Origin of the sequence: Pseudomonas purpurea (genome assembly GCF_039908635.1) — a bacterium.
GTDB classification, from domain to species: domain Bacteria; phylum Pseudomonadota; class Gammaproteobacteria; order Pseudomonadales; family Pseudomonadaceae; genus Aquipseudomonas; species Aquipseudomonas purpurea.
In genome coordinates this window covers 497,649-517,313 of record NZ_CP150918.1, presented here as the reverse complement: position 1 = coordinate 517,313, position 19,665 = coordinate 497,649, and the positions used below count along the sequence as shown (strand labels likewise).

General features: G+C 58.6%; 22 protein-coding genes and 2 pseudogenes. 20 read left to right on the top strand and 4 right to left on the bottom strand.

Annotated features, from left to right (window positions below):
• The first annotated feature begins 73 nt into the window (after positions 1 to 73).
• From AABM54_RS02350 to AABM54_RS02305, 10 genes are read left to right on the top strand one after another with little or no spacing between them, the layout of a single operon-like run.
• The gene (locus AABM54_RS02350) at positions 74 to 652 is read left to right on the top strand and encodes an outer membrane lipoprotein carrier protein LolA (protein ID WP_347903468.1); all 579 of its coding nucleotides are present in this window, start codon (positions 74 to 76) and stop codon (positions 650 to 652) included.
• Positions 636 to 2,975, top strand: a complete 2,340-nt coding sequence (locus tag AABM54_RS02345; protein ID WP_347903467.1) for an MMPL family transporter — start codon at positions 636 to 638, stop codon at positions 2,973 to 2,975. Before AABM54_RS02350 ends, AABM54_RS02345 begins: the two co-directional genes overlap by 17 nt.
• On the top strand, positions 2,972 to 4,132 hold the full coding sequence (locus tag AABM54_RS02340) for a sodium:proton antiporter (protein WP_347903465.1): 1,161 nt from the start codon (positions 2,972 to 2,974) through the stop codon (positions 4,130 to 4,132). Before AABM54_RS02345 ends, AABM54_RS02340 begins: the two co-directional genes overlap by 4 nt.
• Positions 4,119 to 5,366, top strand: a complete 1,248-nt coding sequence (locus tag AABM54_RS02335) for an NAD(P)/FAD-dependent oxidoreductase (protein ID WP_347903464.1) — start codon at positions 4,119 to 4,121, stop codon at positions 5,364 to 5,366. Before AABM54_RS02340 ends, AABM54_RS02335 begins: the two co-directional genes overlap by 14 nt.
• On the top strand, positions 5,363 to 6,103 hold the full coding sequence (locus AABM54_RS02330; protein ID WP_347903463.1) for a class I SAM-dependent methyltransferase: 741 nt from the start codon (positions 5,363 to 5,365) through the stop codon (positions 6,101 to 6,103). Before AABM54_RS02335 ends, AABM54_RS02330 begins: the two co-directional genes overlap by 4 nt.
• Positions 6,103 to 6,588 (top strand): hypothetical protein, encoded by a 486-nt coding sequence (locus tag AABM54_RS02325; protein WP_347903461.1) that lies wholly within the window; start codon positions 6,103 to 6,105, stop codon positions 6,586 to 6,588. The genes AABM54_RS02330 and AABM54_RS02325 overlap by 1 nt, the downstream gene beginning before the upstream one ends.
• On the top strand, positions 6,585 to 7,781 hold the full coding sequence (locus AABM54_RS02320; protein ID WP_347903460.1) for a beta-ketoacyl-[acyl-carrier-protein] synthase family protein: 1,197 nt from the start codon (positions 6,585 to 6,587) through the stop codon (positions 7,779 to 7,781). The genes AABM54_RS02325 and AABM54_RS02320 overlap by 4 nt, the downstream gene beginning before the upstream one ends.
• Complete coding sequence (locus AABM54_RS02315) at positions 7,778 to 8,242, top strand: hotdog family protein (protein WP_347903458.1); 465 nt, start codon at positions 7,778 to 7,780, stop codon at positions 8,240 to 8,242. Before AABM54_RS02320 ends, AABM54_RS02315 begins: the two co-directional genes overlap by 4 nt.
• The gene (gene fabG / locus AABM54_RS02310) at positions 8,235 to 8,963 is read left to right on the top strand and encodes a 3-oxoacyl-ACP reductase FabG (RefSeq protein WP_347903456.1); all 729 of its coding nucleotides are present in this window, start codon (positions 8,235 to 8,237) and stop codon (positions 8,961 to 8,963) included. The genes AABM54_RS02315 and fabG overlap by 8 nt, the downstream gene beginning before the upstream one ends.
• Positions 8,963 to 10,189 carry a beta-ketoacyl-ACP synthase gene (locus AABM54_RS02305; protein ID WP_347903455.1) on the top strand — a complete coding sequence of 409 codons (1,227 nt, stop codon included), beginning with the start codon at positions 8,963 to 8,965 and terminating at the stop codon, positions 10,187 to 10,189. The genes fabG and AABM54_RS02305 overlap by 1 nt, the downstream gene beginning before the upstream one ends.
• Positions 10,190 to 10,267: 78 nt before the next feature.
• Here the strand turns inward: AABM54_RS02305 and AABM54_RS02300 are convergent, their stop codons facing one another.
• Positions 10,268 to 11,182 carry a LysR family transcriptional regulator gene (locus AABM54_RS02300; protein WP_347903454.1) on the bottom strand — a complete coding sequence of 305 codons (915 nt, stop codon included), beginning with the start codon at positions 11,180 to 11,182 and terminating at the stop codon, positions 10,268 to 10,270.
• Between the two features lie 132 nt (positions 11,183 to 11,314).
• On the opposite strand from AABM54_RS02300, the gene AABM54_RS02295 reads away from it, so the two are divergent.
• From AABM54_RS02295 to queC, 8 genes and pseudogenes are all read left to right on the top strand, one after another.
• Complete coding sequence (locus AABM54_RS02295) at positions 11,315 to 12,085, top strand: iron-containing redox enzyme family protein (RefSeq protein WP_347903452.1); 771 nt, start codon at positions 11,315 to 11,317, stop codon at positions 12,083 to 12,085.
• A pseudogene (locus AABM54_RS02290) lies at positions 12,085 to 12,982 on the top strand (DMT family transporter). Before AABM54_RS02295 ends, AABM54_RS02290 begins: the two are co-directional and overlap by 1 nt.
• Positions 12,983 to 13,001: 19 nt before the next feature.
• Positions 13,002 to 13,313 (top strand): (2Fe-2S) ferredoxin domain-containing protein, encoded by a 312-nt coding sequence (locus tag AABM54_RS02285; RefSeq protein WP_347903450.1) that lies wholly within the window; start codon positions 13,002 to 13,004, stop codon positions 13,311 to 13,313.
• A gap of 29 nt (positions 13,314 to 13,342) precedes the next feature.
• On the top strand, positions 13,343 to 13,621 hold the full coding sequence (locus tag AABM54_RS02280) for a hypothetical protein (RefSeq protein ID WP_347903449.1): 279 nt from the start codon (positions 13,343 to 13,345) through the stop codon (positions 13,619 to 13,621).
• 75 nt (positions 13,622 to 13,696) lie between these two features.
• Positions 13,697 to 13,900 (top strand): annotated as a pseudogene (locus AABM54_RS02275) (beta-ketoacyl-ACP synthase); the annotation flags it as partial.
• 29 nt (positions 13,901 to 13,929) lie between these two features.
• The gene (locus AABM54_RS02270; protein ID WP_347903447.1) at positions 13,930 to 14,367 is read left to right on the top strand and encodes a hypothetical protein; all 438 of its coding nucleotides are present in this window, start codon (positions 13,930 to 13,932) and stop codon (positions 14,365 to 14,367) included.
• A 33-nt stretch (positions 14,368 to 14,400) separates the two neighbouring features.
• The gene (locus AABM54_RS02265; RefSeq protein ID WP_347903446.1) at positions 14,401 to 14,847 is read left to right on the top strand and encodes an excinuclease; all 447 of its coding nucleotides are present in this window, start codon (positions 14,401 to 14,403) and stop codon (positions 14,845 to 14,847) included.
• A 481-nt stretch (positions 14,848 to 15,328) separates the two neighbouring features.
• Positions 15,329 to 16,024, top strand: a complete 696-nt coding sequence (gene queC / locus AABM54_RS02260; RefSeq protein ID WP_347903444.1) for a 7-cyano-7-deazaguanine synthase QueC — start codon at positions 15,329 to 15,331, stop codon at positions 16,022 to 16,024.
• 53 nt (positions 16,025 to 16,077) lie between these two features.
• Here the strand turns inward: queC and AABM54_RS02255 are convergent, their stop codons facing one another.
• Both AABM54_RS02255 and AABM54_RS02250 read right to left on the bottom strand, forming a co-directional pair.
• Positions 16,078 to 16,956, bottom strand: coding sequence for a queuosine precursor transporter (locus AABM54_RS02255; RefSeq protein WP_347903442.1), 879 nt, complete (start codon positions 16,954 to 16,956; stop codon positions 16,078 to 16,080).
• Positions 16,946 to 17,545 carry a helix-turn-helix transcriptional regulator gene (locus AABM54_RS02250; RefSeq protein WP_347903441.1) on the bottom strand — a complete coding sequence of 200 codons (600 nt, stop codon included), beginning with the start codon at positions 17,543 to 17,545 and terminating at the stop codon, positions 16,946 to 16,948. Before AABM54_RS02250 ends, AABM54_RS02255 begins: the two co-directional genes overlap by 11 nt.
• A 461-nt stretch (positions 17,546 to 18,006) precedes the next feature.
• Between AABM54_RS02250 and AABM54_RS02245 the strand changes: the two genes are divergently transcribed.
• Both AABM54_RS02245 and AABM54_RS02240 read left to right on the top strand, forming a co-directional pair.
• Positions 18,007 to 18,375, top strand: coding sequence for a DUF6124 family protein (locus AABM54_RS02245; protein ID WP_347903439.1), 369 nt, complete (start codon positions 18,007 to 18,009; stop codon positions 18,373 to 18,375).
• Between the two features lie 34 nt (positions 18,376 to 18,409).
• Complete coding sequence (locus AABM54_RS02240) at positions 18,410 to 18,664, top strand: hypothetical protein (RefSeq protein ID WP_347903437.1); 255 nt, start codon at positions 18,410 to 18,412, stop codon at positions 18,662 to 18,664.
• Positions 18,665 to 18,711: 47 nt separating this feature from the next.
• Here AABM54_RS02240 and AABM54_RS02235 read toward each other — a convergent pair whose 3' ends face one another.
• Positions 18,712 to 19,614 (bottom strand): LysR family transcriptional regulator, encoded by a 903-nt coding sequence (locus tag AABM54_RS02235; protein WP_347903435.1) that lies wholly within the window; start codon positions 19,612 to 19,614, stop codon positions 18,712 to 18,714.
• Between the last annotated feature and the right edge of the window lie 51 nt (positions 19,615 to 19,665).

The window sequence follows — 19,665 nt, the reverse complement described above, 5'->3', positions numbered from 1 at the left end:
CCCGAGAGAACACCGCCGCCCAAGGCAGGGAGCAAGCTCCCTCGCCACACGCAGCCGCTACAGAGTCGTGGGAATGTTGTTCGCGTTGCTGGGCTTTTCATCCCTGGCAAACGCCTTTGACCTGCAACAACTGAGCGATCAGTTGGCCAGGCCCAGCGTGATCCACGGCAGTTTCATTCAGGAAAAACACCTGCGAGCCCTGCCGCAACCGCTGACCAGCAAGGGCACGTTCGTGCTGGCCAAGGACCACGGCTTGCTCTGGCTGCTCAAGACACCGTTGCAACAGGACTACCGCATCAGCGCCAAAGGTATCGCCCGGCGTGACGGCGATCACTGGCAAGCGGTGCCGAACAAGAGTGCCGGGGCCGAACAGAACCGTTTGTTCCTCGCCGTGCTGCAAGGTGACAGCAGCGGCCTGCAACGAGATTTCGAGCTGTCGCTAAGTGGCGACGCCCAGAACTGGAAGCTCACGCTGACGCCGCGCTCGTTGCTGCTCAAGCAGGTCTTCAACCAGATCAACATCGACGGCGGCGAACTGGTGCAACGCATCGAACTGCTGGAAACCCAGGGCGACAGCACCGTGCTGCGCATGCAGGACAGCACCAGCGCCCAACCTTTGAGTGATGCGGAGCAACATGACTTTGCCGAGTGAACGGATGCTTCCACGGCTGTTCCTGATCCTGCTGGTAGCGGTGCTCGCGCTCGCTGGCTGGCAATGGCGTGACGGCGCACCGCTGTCGGCCAACCTGATGGAGCTGGTGCCCGGCACCGCGCCCGACCCGCTGGAACTGCGCGCCGAACAACGCATGCAGGAACCGCTGAACCGCGAAATGCTGGTGCTGGTCGGCCATGCCGACCGCCAGCAAGCCATCGCCATGGCCCAGGCACTGGGCGAGCAATGGCAGGCCAGCGGCTTGTTCGAGAAGGTCCAGTGGAACCTGCACGCCGACTTGCCGGCGTTGCGCACACAGTTGCTCAAGGGGCGACTGGCGATGTTGTCGGCAACCGACCGACAGCAACTGATCGAGCATCCCCAGGCGTTCATCCAGCAGCGCGTACAAGCGCTGTTCGACCCCTTCACCGGTTTCAGCCTGGTGCCAAGCCAGGACGACTGGCTTGGTCTGACCGGACGTATCCAGAACAGCCAGCCGCAACGCGGCTCGGTGCAACTGGACATCGGCAGCGGCGCATTGATCGCCGACGCCGACGGCAAGAGCTGGGTGCTGCTGCGAGCGCGCACGCAAGGCAACGCTTTCGACATGCAACTGCCGCTGCAAGTCGCCGAGTTGCTCAAGCACAACCGCGAACAAGCCGCCCACAGCGACGTGCAATTGCTCGCGGCCAGCGGCCTGCTGTACGCGGCCAACGGTCAGCAGCAAGCGACCCGGGAAATCACCTGGGTGGGCGGTGGCGCCACCGTCGGCATTCTGTTGCTGCTGTTGCTGGCGTTCCGCCGTATGCGGGTGCTGCTGGCCTTCGTTCCGGTGCTGGTCGGCATGCTGTTTGGCGCCGTGGCCTGCGTCGCGCTGTTCGGCCACATGCACGTGATGACCCTGGTACTGGGGTCGAGTCTGATTGGGGTGGCGGTCGATTACCCGCTGCATTACCTGTCCAAGAGCTGGAGCCTGAAACCCTGGCACAGCTGGCCGGCGTTGCGCCTGACCTTGCCGGGGCTGACCCTGAGCCTGGCCACCAGTTGCATCGGCTACCTGGCCCTGGCCTGGACACCGTTCCCGGCGCTGACCCAAATCGCGGTGTTCTCCGCTGCCGGACTGCTCGGCGCGTACCTGTCGGCGGTGTGCCTGCTGCCAGCGCTGCTCAAGGGCGCGAACCTGCAACCGGCGCAATGGCCGCTGCGGGTCGCAGAGTTTTTGCTGAACGTGCGCGAGGCACTGCTCAAGCACGTGCGCAGCCCGATCCTGCTGGCGCTGCTCATTGCTTTCTGCGCGGGCGGCCTGTGGCAGCTCACCACCAAAAACGACATTCGCCAGTGGGTCGGCGCACCGCCGCAACTGATGAACGAAGCCCAGACGATTGCGCGGATCACCGGCTATCAGCCCACCAGCCAATTCTTCCTGGTGCGCGCGGCCAACCAGCAACAACTGCTGGAACGTCAGATTGCCCTGAGCGAACGCCTGGACCAACTGGTCAGCCTGGACAAACTCCAGGGTTACCTGGCGCTCAATCAACTGGTCAACCTGCCCACCCAGCAACAACAGGTGCGCGATGCGCTGAGCACGCTGCCGCAGTTCTGGCAGCCGCTGCTGGACCTCGGCGTCCCGCAAGCGGCGCTGGACGCCGAGCTGGCGCACCTGCAAGCGCTGCCGACCGAAGACATCGACGCCGCGCTGGTCGGTCCGTTGGCCGAACCCTGGCGCCCGTTGTGGCTGGGCGCCACCGACGAAGGCGTGGCCGCGATGGTCAGCCTGCAAGGCTTGAACGACGCTGCCCTTCTGCGAATTCAGGCGCTGGACCTGCCGGGTGTGCAATTGGTCGACCGCCTCGGAGACCTGAACGCGGTGTTTGCCGCCACGCAAATCAGCGCCGCCGAACTGAAACTGGCGTCCTGCGTGCTGATCGTCCTGTTGCTGATTCTGCCGTTCGGTTTCGGCGGTGCACTGCGCATCGTCGCCCTGCCGTTGCTGGCCGCGCTGTGCAGCCTGGCCAGCCTCGGCTGGCTGGGTCAGCCATTGACGCTGTTCAGCCTGTTCGGCCTGCTGCTGGTGACGGCCATCAGCGTCGACTACGCCATCCTCATGCGTGAGCAGATCGGGGGCGCGGCGGTGAGCCTGCTCGGTACGTTGCTGGCGGCGCTGACCACCTGGCTGTCGTTCGGTCTGCTGGCGATTTCCAGCACCCCGGCGGTGAGTAACTTCGGCCTGTCGGTGAGCCTGGGGCTGGCCTTCAGCTTCATCCTCGCACCATGGGCCGGGCGTCAGGTGCACGCCGCACCAGTTGCGGAGCCCGCAGCATGATGATCGCGCTGTTTTGGCTGCTGGCCCTGGCGTTGTTCGCCCTGGCGACACGGGTTGGCCGTTACGTTGGCTTGATCCCGATTGTCAGCCAGTTGCTGCTGGCAACCTTCGGCCTGCCGTTGCTGATGTACTTCTGGATCGAGCCGCAGTGGCAGTTGAGCGGGGCCGAGCTGGTTTCGCCCCAGTGGCTGAAAAACCTCTACAGCCTGAGTTTTGCCCTGCTGCTGGGGCATATTCTCAGCGATGTGATCGACCTGGAACTGGACCGCCAGAGCCTGAAAATCGCCGTGCCGAGCTTCTGTATTCCGTTCGCCTGCGGGCTCGCCACGGCGGTGTGGCTGCTGCCGAGCCAGCCGTGGCTGAGTTCGCTGGCAGTGGGATTGTTGTTCGCGATCACCGCGATTCCGGTGCTCTACCTGTACCTGCGGCATATCGACTACCCACCTGCTGCAACCCGGCGACTGGTACAAACCGCGATCCTTATCGACCTGACCTGCTGGAGCCTGTTCGCCATCGCCCAGGGCAGCCTGCACCTGAGCAGCCTGCTGTTGCCGCTGGCCGGTGCCTGTCTACCGATGCTGCTGCGCCTGCTGGGGTTGCGCCAACCGTTGCTGCACAGCCTGGGCTTTTTCGGGCTGCTGGTAGTGGCCGAGCATTACAAACTCAATGCCCTGATTTTCGGTATCGGCTATCTGCTGTGCATGGCCGCCCTCAAGCTGCCGCTGGTGCTGCCGTTACAGGCAGCCTGGATGAACCGTTTGCAGACCGGCGTCGCCATCCCGCTGATCCTGACGTTCGGCATTGTGCAGATCAATGTGCACAGCGCCATGAGCAGCCTCAGTTGGGTGCAACTGGCCTCACTGTTGTTATTGCCGGTGGCCAGCAAACTGCTGGGCAACTGGCTGGGCCTGGGCTGGGCCGGTGCGTCGTTTACCGGCGCCAGCCGCTGGCGCGAAAGCCTGCTGCTGAACATTCGCGGGTTGAGCGAGATCGTCTTTCTCAACCTGCTGCTGCAACAAGGGCTGATCAGCCCCGCGCTGTACTTCGCGCTGATGCTGATGGGCCTGATCGCCACTTTGCTGCCGGCATTGGCCGGCATCCACCGAACCCCCTTACACATCGCCGCCCCGGCAAGGAGCCCCAGTGCCAACAGTTGAAGTGGAACGTCGCCAGGTTATCGTCGTCGGCGCCGGCCCATCGGGGGCCATTGCGGCCGCGTTGCTCAAGCGCAAAGGTCATGACGTGCTCATCCTCGAGCGCCAACATTTCCCACGGTTTTCCATCGGCGAAAGCCTGCTGTCCCATTGCCTGGATTTCGTTGAAGAAGCCGGCATGCTCGACGCGGTGAACGCCGCCGGGTTCCAGTTGAAAACCGGTGCTGCCTTCGCCTGGGGCGAGCGTTACAGCGCCTTCGATTTCGGTGACACGTTCAGCAATGGCAAGCCGACCACTTTCCAGGTGCAGCGCGGCGATTTCGACAAACTGCTGGCCGATCAAGCGGCGCTGCAAGGCGTGGAAATCCGCTACGGCGAAGAAATCATCGGGGCCGATTTCGATCTGCCGAAACCGCAGCTCAGCGCCCGTCGTGAAGACGGCAGCGAGTACCGCGTCGAAGCCGACTTCGTGCTCGACGCCAGCGGTTACGGGCGGGTTCTGCCGCGCCTGCTGGACCTTGAAGCGCCTTCGAATTTCCCGGTGCGCCAAGCCGTATTCACCCACGTCGAAGACCGCATCGACTGCACGCATTTCGAGCGTGAAAAGATCCTCGTCACCACTCACCCGCTGCACCGCGATATCTGGTTCTGGACCATCCCGTTCAGCAACGGGCGCTGCTCGGTGGGCGTGGTCGCGGCGGCGGAACATTTTGAAGGCCGCACCGAGAACCTCGACGAATGCCTGCGCGGCTTCATCGCTGAAACGCCGAGCCTGGCCGGTGTGCTGGAAAACGCCGTGTGGGACACCCCTGCTCGGACCATCGGCGGTTACTCGGCCAACGTCAAAACCCTGCACGGCCCGGGCTTTGCCCTGCTTGGCAATGCCGCCGAATTCCTCGACCCGGTGTTCTCCTCCGGTGTGACCATCGCCATGCGTTCGGCGAGCATGGCCGCTGGCGTTTTGCACCGTCAGTTGAGCGGCGAAAGCGTCGACTGGCAGCGCGAGTTTGCCGAGCCGCTGAAGCGTGGCGTCGACACCTTCCGTTGCTACGTCGAAGGCTGGTACGCCGGAACCTTCCAGGACGTAATCTTCCACCCGGGCAGCTCACCGGAAATCCGTCGGATGATCAGCTCGATCCTCGCCGGTTACGCCTGGGATGAGCGCAACCCGTTTGTCAGCGAACCCAAGCGGCGCCTGCGCATGCTTTCGGAAATCTGCGCGAGCGATGCCCAATGAGTCCCGGCGAGCAGCCCTACCTCAGCGACAGCTACGTCGAGGAAACCCGCTTCGGCTTCTGGTTCCTGCGCAGCCACACCTGGCAACACCACGTGTTGCGCGTGGCGATCAACGACCTGCGCAGCCTGTTCAGCGAAACGCCGCCGAGCCATCCGGTGCTGCTGGACGCCGGGTGCGGCCAGGGCAAGTCGTTCCAGTACCTGCGCCAGGTGTTCGCCCCGCAGCGCCTGATCGGCCTGGACGCCGACCCTCACAGCCTGACCCTCAGCGGTGAAGAGGCTCACCGCCAGGGCATGAGCGTGGAGTTGATCGGCAGCGACTGCGCCACCCTCGCGGTGCCCGATGCCAGCGTCGACCTGCTGTTCTGTCACCAGACATTCCACCACCTGGTGGAACAGGAGCAGGCCCTGGCCGAGTTCTTCCGGGTACTCAAGCCGGGCGGCTATTTGCTGTTCGCCGAGTCCACCGAAGCGTACATCGACACCTGGGTCATCCGCTGGCTGTTTCGCCACCCGATGCACGTGCAAAAAAGTGCCGCCGGTTACTTGCAGATGCTGCGCGAGCAGGGTTTCGAGTTCGGCCCGCAAAACGTGTCCTACCCTTATCTATGGTGGAGCCGTTCGAAGGATTTCGGGCTGCTCGAACGCTTCGGCTTGCGCCGTCCGAAACCGGTCGGTGAACGGGAAGAAACCCTGGTCAACGTCGTGGCCCGCAAACCGCTCGAAGGTCCGCGTTGATGATCCGTACCCTGCTTGTGTGTTGTGCCCTGTTGCTCAGCGCCTGCGCCAGCCGTTTGCCGCTGCCCGCAGCAAATCCGACATTGCCCCTGCCGCTGCAACTGCACATCGAGCGTGAACAGGCCGGGCAACGCCAGGACTGGCTGCTGGTGATGCAGCGCGAAGACGCCGGCATTCGCTGGTCGATGATGGACCCGCTGGGGATTCCGCTGGCCCGTCAGCGCCTGGTCGATGGCCAGTGGCAAGCCGACGGCTTGCTGCCGCCCAACCCCGAGGCTCGCGAGTTGTTCGCTGCATTGCTGTTTGCCCTGACACCCGAAGCCGAATTGCCACGCAACTATCCCCGCGCCCGTTACGCCATCGGCATACGTGGCCTTGCACCACGCTGGGTGGTGAAGTACCAGACACCCTCGGACTTCGTGATGGAGTTGCCCAAACAACTCAACTACCACGTCACGCCGCTCAGCGCCGAGACCGCGCCATGACCGCTTATCTGAACGCCCTCGGGGTGATTTGCGCCCTGGGCCGTAACAAACACGAGGTGGCCCGCAGCCTGTTTGCCGGTGACGTCTCGGGCATGCGCACCGAAGCCGGATGGGTGCCGGAACGTGTGTTGCCGGTGGCCGCCGTGCATGGCGAACTGGCACCGATTCCGGTCGAACTGCGCCAGCAAAGCAGCCGCAACAACCAGTTGCTGCTGGAAGCCGCGTTGCAGATCCAGGACGACATCGAGCAGGCGATTCACACCTACGGGCGCGGCCGCATCGGCATCGTGCTGGGCACCAGCACGTCGGGCATCGATGAAGCCAGCCGCGGTATCGCCCGTTACCTGCGCGACCACCAGTTCCCCAGCGACTACGACTATCAGCAACAAGAGCTCAGCGCCCCGGCGAACTTCCTCGCCGACTGGCTGCAACTGAGCGGCCCGGCCTACGTCATCTCCACGGCCTGCACCTCCAGCGCCCGTGCGCTGATGAGCGCCCAACGGTTGTTGGACATGGGCCTGTGCGACGCGGTGCTGTGTGGCGGCGTCGACAGCCTGTGCAAGCTCACGCTCAATGGTTTTTCGGCTCTCGACGCGGTGTCCGGCGAGCGTTGCAACCCGTTTTCGGCCAACCGTGACGGCATCAACATCGGCGAAGCCGCCGTGCTGTTCCTGATGAGCAACAGCACCCGCAGCCCTCGACCGATTGCCCTGCTGGGCAGCGGCGCGAGTTGCGATGCGCACCATATTTCAGCGCCGGAGCCAACCGGCCGCGGCGCCCGGGAAGCCATGAGCAAAGCCTTGCGCAGCGCCGGCTTGCAGCCTGGGCAGATCGACTACCTGAACCTGCACGGCACCGCGACGCAACACAACGACGCCATGGAAAGCCTGGCCGTGGCCGCCGTGTTCCCGGACGGCGTGCCGTGCTCTTCGACCAAACCCATGAGCGGCCACACCCTCGGCGCCGCCGGCGCACTGGAAGCCGCATTTTGCTGGCTGAGCCTGAGCGCCGAGAACACCGCGCAAGCCTTGCCGCCGCATCTCTGGGACGGTCAACCCGACCCCGACCTGCCGGCGCTGCACTGGGTCACGGCCGCTGATCGCCTCAAACACACTTTTGCGTGCCACCTGATGAGCAATTCCTTTGCCTTCGGCGGCAACAACGTCAGCCTGATTATCGGAGACGCCCCATGATTGACTGGCCGCTCGCCGAATTGCTGCCCCACGCCGGCGACATGATCCTCATCGATCAAGTGCTGGCGTTCGATGAAGAGCAGATCCACACTCGCCTGACCGTCAAGCCCGGTGGCCTGTTCAACCGGCCCGACGGCAGCCTGCCGGCCTGGGTCGGCGTCGAACTGATGGCCCAGAGCGTGGCCGCCTATGCCGGCTGTCGCGCACGGCTGCAAGGCGACCCCGTCGAGCTGGGTTTTCTGCTCGGCACCCGTAAATTCGAATGCAACGTGGAGCACTTCCCCGCGGGCACCGAACTGACGATCCACGCCTTGCGTTCCCTCGAAGACGAGAACGGCATGGGTGTGTTCGAGTGCCATCTCACCGCGCCAGGCATTCACGCCACCGCGCGGCTGAACGTGTTCTGCCCGCCCCAGGCGGCTCACTACCTTCAAGAATCTCAGGAGTCCAGTCATGACTGAATCCGTACTGGTCACCGGCTCCAGCCGTGGTATCGGCCGCGCCATCGCTTTACGTCTGGCCCAGGCCGGGTTTGACCTGGTGCTGCACTGCCGCAGCGGCCGCAGCGACGCCGAAGCCGTGCAGGCCGAGGTTCAGGTGCTGGGCCGCAGTGCTCGCATCCTGCAATTCGACGTGTCGGATCGCGCCAGTTGCAAGGCCATCCTTGAGGCCGACGTTGAAACCAACGGCGCCTATTACGGCGTGGTGCTCAACGCCGGCCTGACCCGCGACGGTGCTTTTCCGGCCCTGAGCGAGGATGATTGGGACGTGGTGATGCGCACTAATCTGGACGGTTTCTACAACGTGCTGCACCCGGTGATGATGCCGATGATTCGGCGTCGCGCCGCCGGGCGGATCGTGTGCATCACCTCGGTGTCCGGGCTGATCGGCAACCGTGGGCAGGTCAACTACAGCGCTTCCAAGGCCGGGCTGATCGGCGCCGCCAAGGCCCTGGCCATCGAACTGGGCAAACGCAAGATCACCGTCAACTGCGTCGCGCCAGGGTTGATCGACACAGCGATGCTCGACGAAAACGTGCCGGTGGAAGAGCTGATGAAAATGATCCCCGCACAACGCATGGGCACCCCTGAAGAGGTGGCCGGCGCCGTGAATTTCCTGATGTCCGCGGAAGCGGCCTATATCACCCGCCAGGTATTGGCCGTTAATGGAGGCCTGTGCTGATGAAGCGCGTCGTCGTCACCGGCATGGCCGGCATCACCTCGCTGGGCAGCGACTGGGAAACCATCTCGGGCAATTTCAAGGCCAATCGCAGCGGCATCCGGCGCATGGACGAGTGGGACCGCTTCACCGAGTTGAACACTCGGCTGGCCGGCCCCATCGATGACTTCAAGGTCCCCAGCCACTGGACCCGCAAGCAATTGCGCAGCATGGGCCGGGTTTCCCGTCTGGCCGTGGCGGCGGCGGAGCAAGCCCTGGCCGACGCCGGCCTGCTGGGCGACGAGTCGATCAAGGATGGCCGGATGGGCGTTGCGTGCGGCTCCTCCACCGGTAGCACCGACGAGATCAAAGCCTTCGGCAACATGCTGCTCAACTCGGTGGCCGAGGGCCTGAACGCCAACTCCTATGTGCGGATGATGCCCCACACCACCGCGGCCAACATCAGCATTTTCTTTGGCCTTACCGGGCGGCTGATCCCGACGTCCAGCGCCTGCACCAGCGGCAGTCAGGGCATCGGTTACGCCTATGAAGCGATCAAGTTCGGGCGCCTACCGTTGATGCTCGCAGGCGGCGCCGAAGAGCTGTGCCCGACCGAAGCCATGGTGTTCGACGCGCTCTACGCCACCAGCCTGAAAAACGACGCCCCGCAAACCAGCCCGCGCCCTTACGACAGTGGCCGCGATGGCCTGGTGATCGGTGAAGGCGGCGGCATGCTGGTGCTCGAAGAACTCGAACACGCCCTGGCACGCGGTGCGCACATCCACGCCGAAATCGTCGGTTTCGGCAGCAACGCCGACGGCCAGCACACCACCCGTCCGGAGCAGGTCACCATGCGCCGGGCCATGGAGCTGGCGCTCGAAGACGCCGGTATTGAAGCCTCGGCCATCGGCTACGTGAACGGTCACGGCACCGCCACCGAGCAGGGCGATATCGCTGAAACCCTGGCCACCAGCAGCCTGTTCGGCAGCCGCATGCCCATCAGTTCGCAGAAGAGTTTCCTGGGCCATACCCTCGGCGCCTGTGGTGCGCTGGAGTCCTGGTTCAGCATCGAAATGCTGAACAGCGACCTGTACGTGCACACCTTCAACCTCGACGAAGTCGACCCGCGTTGCGGTGAACTGGACTACCTGCGCGGCGAGTTCCGCCAGATGAGCAACCAGTACGTGATGAACAACAACTTTGCCTTTGGCGGCGTCAACACCTCGCTGATTTTCCGCCGCTGGCCGTAACTTAAAACTTCAAGGTCAAGGATATTGGACGATTATGGCCACGTTGCGTTGAAGGGAATCTGGTGAAAAGTGCAGTAATCAGTCTGGTTCTACCTGAGGCGCACGAGCGCCTCCTTCCAACGCCGCTGAGCCCTCGAACTCTGTCTGCAGTAGCGCCAAAAACGCTTCCCGAGCTGGGTGTCGACCTGAGTTTTCATGCCAGTAAAACAGGTTGTCGATACTCGTCAGCTCCGGGAATTCATACCCCTGCCAACCCGCACTGTGGCGGTATTGCTCATAGATACCACGGGGCACCAGCGAAACGCCGGCACCGGCACTGACACAACCAACTATGGTGCCGTAACTTGCGATGCTGACGATCGGCAGCACTTGGTCATGGCGCAATAGCCACTGCTCCAGCGCGAAGCGGTACGGACAGCCCGATGGCCACATGAAAATATCCTTACCTTGCAGATCCGCTGCCTTGCGTAAAGGCCCATGGGACGAGGACGCGATGAGAATTAAATCTTCCCGGTACACCACTGCGCTCTTGAGACCGGGGCGTTCAATGTTCACCGCCACGATCACTCCATCAAGTCGGTGACCCTGAGTATCGTCCAGCAACTGAGCCCAAGTGCCAGTGCTCAACTCCAGAGACACCTGCGGGTACAGCGCATGGTACTTGGCCAATAGCCGAGGCAGTCGCCCCGTAGCACTAGACTCGATAGCGCCAATGCGCAGAGGGCCGCCAGGCGTATCGCTGGGCGCTACCGCACGCTTGGCTTCATCAGCCAAACCCAGGATTCTCGCTGCGTAATCAAGAAATACCTCCCCAGCAGGAGTGATCCGCAACCCTCGACCGTCACGGAAAAACAGCGGTGTGCCGAGCTCCCGCTCCAGGGACTTGAGGCGTGCTGTGATATTGGACGGCACGCAGTGCAACAACTCAGCGGCGCGCGCGATGCTGCCGAAGTCGTAAACCGTCTTGAACATGCGCAGTTGAGACAATTCCATTGTTCACCCAGAGTGAATTCTCGGATCAGTTTAAGTCACTTGTAGTGAACCTGCATGTTTTTGATACTTCAACCCGCGCACATTGCAGTGACGCCGTCGCCCTTTCATATCCCTCGATGAGTAGGAGTTTTTATGGAGTTAGTTGAGCGAAAAATACATTACCTCGCCGAAAGTGTGTTCCCCCATAAAGCCTTGAATAACGAGTTCTACCGACGGTGGATGGCTGACCCACTCCCCCTAGCCGACGTTGAGGTGTTTGCTCGAAATTACCTAGCCCGTACCACGCAAACCTCTCGTATGGTTGCCCTGTCATTTGTGGGCACTGAAGACCTATACGCTCAAGTCGAAATCGTCAAAAACCTGTACTCCGAAATGGGCTACGGCAACCCGGAAAAGGCCCACCTCGCCCTTCTGGAAAGTTATCTGATCGACCTTCTCAGCCGGCTCGCTGATCGGCCATACAGCATGGACGAACTCATGGCTTTGCCTGTGTTGGAAAGTACCCACACGTTTAGTCGCGAACAATTGAGTCTTTACACCGACGGTGGCCACAACAACAATCCGCGCCATGTGCTCGGTACGTTGTTGGCTCAGGAGTGGCTGGCCTATTCGATGCTCACCCGCTTGTACGAAGGGGCCCGCAACTATAAGCACTTGTATGCCAATAACGACGACTTTCATGAACACTGCGAGTATTTCTACATCCACATCGGCGATGCGGAAAAAGAACACAAGATCCAGGCAGTGAAAGCTGCCACCCAGGAATGCACAACTGACCAGCACATAGAGGAAGTCAGCACTTCGTTCAACCGCTTCCTGGCCATCACCGAGCAGTACTGGAACGGCATAGCCCATGCCATGCCCAGCGTACAAAATCGTGCTACGTCCAGGACGACGATTTGATGAATACAAGGCCCAGCGTAAAAATCGCTTTGGCGGCGATTTTTGTAATTCTCTGCTGGGCCTATTCCCCCATTGGAATCCACATCGGGCTAAAGGCTTATGAGCCTGGTCATCTTGCGCTGATGCGATTTCTCATCGCCTCAACGTTCATGGCCGGGATTGCATTGGTGATGCGAATTTCCTTGCCTCGCCTGGAAGACCTGCCGCTGCTGGTGGTGCTGGGACTCTTTGCCGTCAGCCTGCATCACATAGCCCTCAACTACGGTCAACGAGGTGTTAGCGCTGGGGCCGCCAGCGTACTGGCACAATCCACGCCGCTGTTCAGCACGTTATTGGCACATTTCGCGTTCAAGGATCGGGTCAACGGCTGGCAATGGATCTGTGTGCTATGCGGCCCTACTCGGCGCCGCTGTGGTAGTCACCGGGGACCGTGGGTTGGGTGAGCTGGACGCGCACGGGCTGCTGATCCTGCTGGCTGCATTTTCATGGAGTCTGTATTTCGCCTTGCAAAAACACCATGCCCATCGTTACGACGGGCTGACGATGGTGTGTTACACCATTTGGTCGGGCACGTTACTGCTGCTTGTATATGCCCCGGGCCTTTGGAGCGAAGTGCAAAATGCCTCAACTTCGGTCAACCTTGCGGTGCTCATTCTGGGCATTTTTCCCAGCGCCCTTGCGTATCTCGCTTGGGCATACGTGCTGGCGCAGAGCAACGTGAGTCGCGCGTCCATTTCGCTTTACCTGATCCCCCCCACAGCAATGTTGATGGCCTCGTTGGTTCTGAGTGAACGCCCTTCTGCCATGGTCATCGTAGGAACAGGCATCGTGCTGACAAGCGTACTCGCGCTCAATCTGGAACCATCGAAAGCCGCAGTTCCTGCCGACAAAGTTTGAACAGAGGTCGTGACCACCTATGAATGACGTAGAAAATCCGACCCTGGCCTACGAACTCCATGTGCTGATTTGCACAAACCTGCGCCCCGATGGTCGCCGTAGTTGCTCGGGCTCAGGCGCTCACGAACTGCTCAGCGCCGCAAAACGCAAGATCGCCAAATTGGGGGAACCGGGAACATCGCGCGCCAACGCATCGGACTGCCTAGGTCGCTGCGACCACGGCCCGGTCATGGTGATTTACCCAGCTAACCTGTGGTTCTCGTGCGAGACGCCACAACAGGTTGAACACATTATCGATCAACACCTCTTCCACCCCGACCAGCAATTGTGAACCAAGGGGCTTCAGCAGGAATCCACGCCATGACTTGGACAGATGAAGACATGTGCATCGCCCAATGGATGGTGGCCGAATACCGCAAACAAGACTATTTGCCGCAAGCTCTCGCCGCACGGGAGATCCGTCTGATGTTCGGCGAAGCTCATGTGTACCAAAATCGCCATGGAAACTGGGCCGTAAAGAAGCCAATACTCGAAGCCTTTAAAGCACTGACTGCTGAGTCAGTGGTATGGAGCCGAAGCTTTCAACTATGGAGGCCAAGAACCGCACAAGATCCGGCGGGCATGCGCGTGAGCCGCTAAAAAGATATCCTGACGGATGCCACGCTGCGGGATTCATTACCTCGTAAAATCTGAGTGCAGCTCTCGGCACCAGAAGCGCTGGAGTCCTGGTTCAGCATCGAAATGCTGAACAGCGACCTGTACGTGCACACCTTCAACCTCGACGAAGTCGACCCGCGTTGCGGTGAACTGGACTACCTGCGCGGCGAGTTCCGCCAGATGAGCAACCAGTACGTGATGAACAACAACTTTGCCTTTGGCGGCGTCAACACCTCGCTGATTTTCCGCCGCTGGCCGTAAGCGCTTTCAACCCCTCTGGAGAAAAAGGAATGTCTTCCCTGCTTCGCGCAACACTGATTGTCCTGGCTCTGCTGACCACCGTTTCATGCACCAGCAAACGCATGTACTCCCCGACCCGCATCGTTCCGGCGACCGTGCAGGTCGATCAGGAGCACATGAAACAGGCAATCCTCAAGACCCTGGTCGCACGCAAGTGGACCGTGCAGCGGGTCAGCCCGGACGTGATCCAGGCCGAGATTACCGTGCGCAACAAGTACCACGCCGAGATCGACATCGAGTACGCCCCGACGCACTACAAGATCGTCTACCGCGACAGCCGTGAGCTTGATTACAAGGACGGCAAGATCCACAAGAACTACATCCGCTGGGTGCGCCTGCTGGACCGCGGGATCCTGAGCCGGTTGAAAAACACTCAAATTGAGCAGACTGCCCAACAGTTATCCACAGCCCCAGCGGCGGCCCAATAATTTTCGCTGTTTATCGTCGTCAAGGAGACCCGCATGCCCTTCAAGAAACTCGCTGCTGCCGCCACCCTGTTGCTTTGCACCCTGCCAAGCGTCAGCCAGGCCCGTGATACCCAACTGTTTCTGCCGTTCGACAAAGTCGTGGCTGAAGCCATCAGCACCGGCAAAATCGACGGTAGCGTGAAGTTCTACCTGGCCGGCACCAAACCGGCCGGCAACATGACCGTGATCAGCCCGAACGCGGTGACCAACAAGAAAACCAACGCCTTCAACAAATCCGATGAAGTGGCCTGCGAATGGGCCTTGCAGTCGGCCCTGATCACCCTGCATCAAGCCGCGAAAAAAGTCGGTGCCAACGCGGTGACCGACATCGCCAGCTTCTACAAAAGCAACGAGCGCAAGGATGCCAAGACCTATGAATGCCACGCAGGTGCGGTGATGGCCGGTGTTGCGTTGCGCGGGAACCTGTCGAAGGTTCAGTAACGGCGGCATCGTCTGACCTGACGGGCATCAAGGCCCGCACGCGAAGACGTCTGTGACGCGACCACACTCCCGTGGAAGAAAAACGACGCTCCCCATATCGCTTTTCGTAAGAGCCCGGCTTGCCGGCGATGGCGTTCTTAACAACGCTATCGCCAGCAAGCCGGGCTTCTGCGCGTTCAAGCTTTCCTTAACGGACTGACATTCCTCCCACTCGCCATCTTTACGAACCGGTGCGCCTTGCTGTGAGCTTCGTCGGGAGCCGGAAAGCGTCCGCAGGCTGCACTCCCCAAGTAAAGACAGGGAGCATAGGGAAAACGGACCATGGCATTTCGGAAACGTCCCACAGCCAGAGTTTTAGCGACCCGGTAGGGTCAATGCAGCCCTGCTTCATGCGGGATTCCCCAAGAGGTGGAAGCGATGGCCGGGTCTCGGTCTTTTGCTTCAAGCGCTGTGTTGACTCTATTAATGCCGGAGCAGAAAAATGCATAACAAAGCCGTGATCGTTTTCAGTGGCGGACAAGACTCGACCACCTGTTTGATCCATGCATTACCGCTCTACGATGAAATCCACTGCATTACGTTTGACTATGGTCAGCGCCATCGCGCGGAAATTGAAGTGGCACAACAGCTTTCCAAACAACTGGGCGTGAACGTGCACAAGGTACTGGACACTTCATTGCTAAACGAGTTGGCCATCAGCAGCTTGACCCGCGACAACATTCCAGTCCCCAGCACGAATAGTTCCGGTGAAGGTGTGCCAAACACTTTCGTCCCCGGCAGAAACATTCTGTTTTTGACCTTGGCTTCTATTTATGCCTATCAAGTGCGCGCTAAAACTATCATCACCGGCATTTCTGAAACAGAGTGCTCTGGCTATCCTGATTGCGGCGATGAGTTCACTAAAGTACTGAATAACGCTGTCGAATTGGGCATGGACTATAAGTTGCGCATTGAAACGCCGCTTATGCGGCTGGATAAGGCAGAGACCTGGGCCTTGGCCGACTACCACAAACAACTGGACTTGATTCGCTACCAAACACTGACTTGCTACAACGGCATAAAGGGCAGTGGGTGCGCTGAGTGCGATGCTTGTCATCTTCGTGCAAAAGGATTGGCTGAGTTCTTGGAGAACAAAATAGAGGTTATGAACAGGCTACAATTCAAACTCGAATTATAAAATACACTCTACCAGCGGGGGAATTGGCGATTAACAGCAAGCCACCCCTAGCCCTATGCAGCTTGTGCTCCAACTATATATTTTTTAAATAATGACCTTGCTCCGTAGGCAGGAAAAATATTAAAAACTGCGAAACACATTTTTATAGCTATCTGAAGATAAACCATATTAAGGATATCGCTGCTTTGCATAATGCCATAAAAAGCAATATAGCAAAAAAGAAAGCTATCTATGATCACCGCAAAACAAGTGCTGAAAAATACCCGCAAAAACAGAAATCTAGAACTTGTAAGCTCCCTTATCTTGCACAACAAATAAGAATTAACATATTCAGAAAAAAGAAAAGAGACAGATGAGGCTACCAATACAGACGATACATGACCAATAATCTCATTATAGGGCGCATCAAGTTTCCAGCCAGGCAACCCTGGAAGATAGGTCGAGATGCCGAGCAAAACAGTAATGAGAACATTACCCAAAAAAACAAATAATATGGCTCTCCTTGCAAGCCTGAGACCATAAAACTCATTCAACAAATCAACAATTAAAAACGTCAACGAATAAAGAAAAACACCAGAAGTAACAACAACATCAAAATATTCTATATAAATAGGTTTTGTCGCAGCAACATTTGCAAAAATGTACAGCACAAACAACAGCAAATTGAGTACAACATAAATCATCCATGGCCGCTCATGACGATCATTTATTTCGTACGCGGTCACCGCAGTTCCACGAGAATAAAACTTCCTGTACACATCCTTTATTTCTGCCTTATTTAAATCATCTAATATCTCGCTTCTCAACAGCTCACTTAGCTTTACTTTAATAATTTTTCCTGTGGAAATGACCATGATTACGGCAAGGCTTTTACTATTCTCAAACCCCAATAGCTTGTACTTACTATTTTCAACCTCGCCACTATTGACCATTAAATCTTTCCTCTATTATTTCCCCCACAACACAAACAACATCAGAATCAAATAAAGACTCATTGGTTACAAATAGTTTTTTTGTTGTTTTGTCGTACGCCAGCTTTTCTTTATCGCTAAGCGACAAACCTTTTTTCACTATCAATAGGTCTCCTGGCTCATTCACCCCACTCATTTCATTTTCTAGCAGCACCGCTATTAAATTGCAGGCCAGGCCAAAATAATAGGTCAGAGGATAGATCGTGGATAACTCGCCAATTCTTTTATCCAGGCTCTGAATCAGCAAACTCTCTTTAATAATAGGGACCGCAGCTGGATTCATATTCCCCTGCAGGGAAACACTACTCTCTATTATTTCTTTCTCTTCAAAATCAACCGTCTCTATTTCTTTATAGGACACACCAAAAAAATCGGATATTTTGCGGATGGTGGATTGTTGTACATTGATGACCCTTCCTTCCAGGATGTTGTAGATAGTCGTTCTGGTCAAACCACTAGAGTTACACAAGGACAGTTGCGTCTCTCCACGACTTTTTATTAAATACTTAATGTTATTTTTCAGATTTTCTGCTTTCTCTTTTTTATGCATTACACATTTACCATTTGCTGACAGCTTCAACAAACTGCACACCAGAGCTGAATACCTATGATGGCGCGTCCTTGCGAGGTAAGCATCCTACACCTGTAGATTTTGCACAAAAATAATACTGCAGCCATCCCGAGCAACCGTTAGATGATGTTTCACAGCCCTGAAAATTGTTTATTTAATGAAACTTCCTACAGAAACAAGGAAGCCCGGATGGTTTATGGACGTGCAGTCTGCTGATGACCAGCACCGCATGTTTTTATATGCTATGGATCGATCCAGGCAGCCCACAGACATTCATATATTAATCAATTAATTATGCAATTGTTCACTTACCTGATTAAACAAGACAAATTTTTATTAATCACTTTACCACTCCAGCAACCCGCGTACAGTGGTCGACCAAGTTCCCAACTGAGCGCAGGGAACTTGCACTTTAATTAAACCGCGCAAGGAGTTCCATCATGAAAAAGATCACTCCCAATTCCTCGAATTCACCCGTCGACACCGTCGATTTATCCAAACTCTCCGCCGCCGAACGCACCGTCAGCGCTCGCCTGCGCAATCCGGGCCGCCCCGACCCGGTCAGCCACGTTTTCACGATCATCCCGAATGTCGACACCGAATCCCTGCTCTGTCACGCCTGTGAAACACTGGCCTCGCTCAATGTCATGACCACCGACTTCGCCTGCGAACTTGAAGGCTCGCGCCGCAATGTAGCGCTGGCCATTCAACAGTTGGCCATGCTGGCCGAGTTGTTGGTAAACCGGGCGCTGGACAACCTGGACCCGCCCGACGGGTTGCCTGAGGTTCAGCCCAACTGCAATCACTGAGGGTCGCGCTCTTTTACCGAATGGAGGTTTTGTCATGGAACGGTACATGCCTATCACCGGTATCGACTGCACCATCGCATCATTGTTGATCGACACCGAGGCGCCCTTGGACGTGTTGCACGAAACGGCGGCCTACCGCATCCGCACCGCGACCCAATTGCTGGAGAATTTCGCGTCGAGCGAGGGCATTTACAGTGAGCTGGCGCGGGTGCTAGTGACTTCATTGCGCGACGGCTGCGATTTGATGGATGTCGTCGGGCGACGATTGCAGGCACAGATTTCGGCGTAGAAAAAACCGGCGACCTCTGTGAGGTCGCCCGCGTTCAGGCAACGTAGTTACGCCTTTACCGGTTCAACCTTGCGCGTCAGCAACTCGACAAACGCCTTGGCCATCGGCGAGGCCTGGTCTTTTCGCTGTACCAGCCACACGGCGGACACGGCTTCAGGGTCCAGCAACGGGCGGTAGACCACGCCGTCGATGCGCATGCGCTGGTAGGAGGCCGGCAGCACCGAAACCCCCAGCCCGGCCGCCACCAGGCCGATGATGGTCATGGCCTCCCCGGCTTCCTGGCTGAAGTGCGGACTGAACCCGGCGTCACGCGCCAGGCTCAACAGTTGCGCGTACAGACCACTGCCGTAGCTGCGCGGAAAAAACACGAACGGCTCAAGGGCCAGCGCCGATAGAAACAGCCCCTCCTCGCTGCCCACCACCAGCGGGTCCTTGGAGCTGAGCACCGCCACCAGCGGCTCACGGGTCAGCTCGACCACGGCCAGCGAATCCGGCAGCGGCAACGGCCGCATGATCCCGACCTGAATCGACTCATCCACCAGCGCCTCGGCGACCTGGGTGCTGCTCATCTCCCGCAGGTTCAAATGCACCGCCGGGAAACGCTGGCGAAAGGCAAAAATGGCTTGCGGGATGGTCGAGTTGAACGGCGCCGACGAAGTGAAGCCGATCTTCAATTCACCCAGCTCGCCCAATTGCGCACGGCGGGCGACATCGGCGGCTTTGTCGACCTGCGCCAGCACCAGCCGCGCTTCCTCCAGAAACAGTCGACCGGCCTCGCTGAGCTCGACCCGACGATTGGTGCGCTCGAACAACCGTGCGCCGACTTCCTGCTCCAGCGCCTGAATCTGCTGGCTCAGCGGCGGTTGAGAGATGCCCAGCACCTGTGCGGCGCGACCAAAGTGCAGTTCTTCGGCCACCGCAATGAAGTAGCGCAGATGACGCAATTCCATGAAAACCCCATTAGGTCGTTAAACCTATCAAACAGGTCGAACAATATATTG

Bases quoted from the DNA above. Each gene is read 5' to 3' on its own strand.
- AABM54_RS02350 (WP_347903468.1), top strand. From the start codon at position 74: ATGTTGTTCGCGTTGCTGGGCTTTTCATCCCTGGCAAACGCCTTTGAC.
- AABM54_RS02345 (WP_347903467.1), top strand. From the start codon at position 636: ATGACTTTGCCGAGTGAACGGATGCTTCCACGGCTGTTCCTGATCCTG.
- AABM54_RS02340 (WP_347903465.1), top strand. From the start codon at position 2,972: ATGATGATCGCGCTGTTTTGGCTGCTGGCCCTGGCGTTGTTCGCCCTG.
- AABM54_RS02330 (WP_347903463.1), top strand. From the start codon at position 5,363: ATGAGTCCCGGCGAGCAGCCCTACCTCAGCGACAGCTACGTCGAGGAA.
- AABM54_RS02325 (WP_347903461.1), top strand. From the start codon at position 6,103: ATGATCCGTACCCTGCTTGTGTGTTGTGCCCTGTTGCTCAGCGCCTGC.
- AABM54_RS02320 (WP_347903460.1), top strand. From the start codon at position 6,585: ATGACCGCTTATCTGAACGCCCTCGGGGTGATTTGCGCCCTGGGCCGT.
- AABM54_RS02315 (WP_347903458.1), top strand. From the start codon at position 7,778: ATGATTGACTGGCCGCTCGCCGAATTGCTGCCCCACGCCGGCGACATG.
- fabG (WP_347903456.1), top strand. From the start codon at position 8,235: ATGACTGAATCCGTACTGGTCACCGGCTCCAGCCGTGGTATCGGCCGC.
- AABM54_RS02305 (WP_347903455.1), top strand. From the start codon at position 8,963: ATGAAGCGCGTCGTCGTCACCGGCATGGCCGGCATCACCTCGCTGGGC.
- AABM54_RS02300 (WP_347903454.1), bottom strand. From the start codon at position 11,182: ATGGAATTGTCTCAACTGCGCATGTTCAAGACGGTTTACGACTTCGGC.
- AABM54_RS02295 (WP_347903452.1), top strand. From the start codon at position 11,315: ATGGAGTTAGTTGAGCGAAAAATACATTACCTCGCCGAAAGTGTGTTC.
- AABM54_RS02285 (WP_347903450.1), top strand. From the start codon at position 13,002: ATGAATGACGTAGAAAATCCGACCCTGGCCTACGAACTCCATGTGCTG.
- AABM54_RS02280 (WP_347903449.1), top strand. From the start codon at position 13,343: ATGACTTGGACAGATGAAGACATGTGCATCGCCCAATGGATGGTGGCC.
- AABM54_RS02270 (WP_347903447.1), top strand. From the start codon at position 13,930: ATGTCTTCCCTGCTTCGCGCAACACTGATTGTCCTGGCTCTGCTGACC.
- AABM54_RS02265 (WP_347903446.1), top strand. From the start codon at position 14,401: ATGCCCTTCAAGAAACTCGCTGCTGCCGCCACCCTGTTGCTTTGCACC.
- queC (WP_347903444.1), top strand. From the start codon at position 15,329: ATGCATAACAAAGCCGTGATCGTTTTCAGTGGCGGACAAGACTCGACC.
- AABM54_RS02255 (WP_347903442.1), bottom strand. From the start codon at position 16,956: ATGGTCAATAGTGGCGAGGTTGAAAATAGTAAGTACAAGCTATTGGGG.
- AABM54_RS02250 (WP_347903441.1), bottom strand. From the start codon at position 17,545: ATGCATAAAAAAGAGAAAGCAGAAAATCTGAAAAATAACATTAAGTAT.
- AABM54_RS02245 (WP_347903439.1), top strand. From the start codon at position 18,007: ATGAAAAAGATCACTCCCAATTCCTCGAATTCACCCGTCGACACCGTC.
- AABM54_RS02240 (WP_347903437.1), top strand. From the start codon at position 18,410: ATGGAACGGTACATGCCTATCACCGGTATCGACTGCACCATCGCATCA.
- AABM54_RS02235 (WP_347903435.1), bottom strand. From the start codon at position 19,614: ATGGAATTGCGTCATCTGCGCTACTTCATTGCGGTGGCCGAAGAACTG.